This is a genomic window from Corynebacterium sp. KPL3927, from assembly GCF_040225835.1.
Classification (GTDB): domain Bacteria; phylum Actinomycetota; class Actinomycetes; order Mycobacteriales; family Mycobacteriaceae; genus Corynebacterium.
The window spans coordinates 1-1,063 of the sequence record NZ_JBEHGD010000050.1 but is presented as its reverse complement, the minus strand read 5'-3'; the positions used below and the strand labels follow the sequence as shown (position 1 = coordinate 1,063).

1 protein-coding gene is annotated in these 1,063 nt (G+C 48.9%); it reads right to left on the bottom strand.

What is annotated here, in order from left to right; all coding sequences use genetic code 11:
• Positions 1-956 (bottom strand): DUF262 domain-containing protein (locus ABRP86_RS11495; protein WP_349864466.1); only part of this gene is annotated, 956 nt, incomplete at its 3' end.
• Between the last annotated feature and the right edge of the window lie 107 nt (positions 957-1,063).

Here is a 1,063-nt window from a genome sequence, read left to right as displayed (position 1 = left end):
GCATGGTGGAAAGGTACCTCACTTCCCCAGCGAGATGCTGGTTTCAAGGTGTCCACCATCTGGGGGTCAGGTCCGAAATACGTGGAATAGGCGTATAAATCATCCAAGAGTTCTGACATGTTTGTCTTGCGCTTGGAAGCGAAAAATTTGAATGCCTCATAAACGTCCTGTTCGCGTGGGGTCTTGGTGGTGTAAGTAGTGAGATACCAGCGAATGAAGGAGTCGGTCTGAAAACTGCAGTTTTCTTCAATCGGATTCCAGCGTTCGTTATACAATCTTTCCTGTTGCGTAGAGTCCAAGCCCATGAGGACATAGTTGCGGACTTTGTCAGCTTCTTTAAGTTCCAAACCGGTGGAGTTTAAGCTTTCGAAGATTCGCTGGGGCTCGTCGTATTCCTCCAAGTCCAAGTGCATCACCTCGAGGCGGCAGATCGCTTCCCAAACCTGGTCGGCGTCCAAAGAGGTAGAGCGTAGCTTTTCGCGGAAGAAGCGGTAGTTAGACGTTACATTCGATGAGTTGATGAACTCATTTTCAGGGCCAAATAATTTCTGATAGGCCTTATCGTCGTCTTTTACAGGCTTAAGTTTGAAACGCGGGTTTTCCTTGTTATGGCCGATTCGCAGGTAATCAGAGATAATTTTCTCGGCAAGCGAAGGATCTTCACTCTGGATTTCGTCATCTCGGAGGGCATGAGCGAAAGCCAGCATGAGGATGCTGACGGTGGTAAGCCTCTGTTGGCCATCGATGACAATCCAATTCCAGGAATCTTGGTTCTTCCCGACTACTGCGCCAAAGAAGTGTTTCTTTCGGTCGCTGAGGATTATTTCCTCGAGATCGTCAAAAAGCCGGGCACATTGCTTGTGCTGCCAGTCGTAATTGCGCTGGTATACGGGGATGAGGAGACGGCGATTATTACCATCATAAAGCGTATAGATTTCACGGATGCTGCCGCGCATGGGAGACCTTTCGCGAGAAGGAAATTAGGAGAGCGTGTCAAGTTGTTTGTGTGTGGGGCTAGGTTTATAGGTATTTGTCGAAGCGGTCGGGGAAGGCTACGGCCATT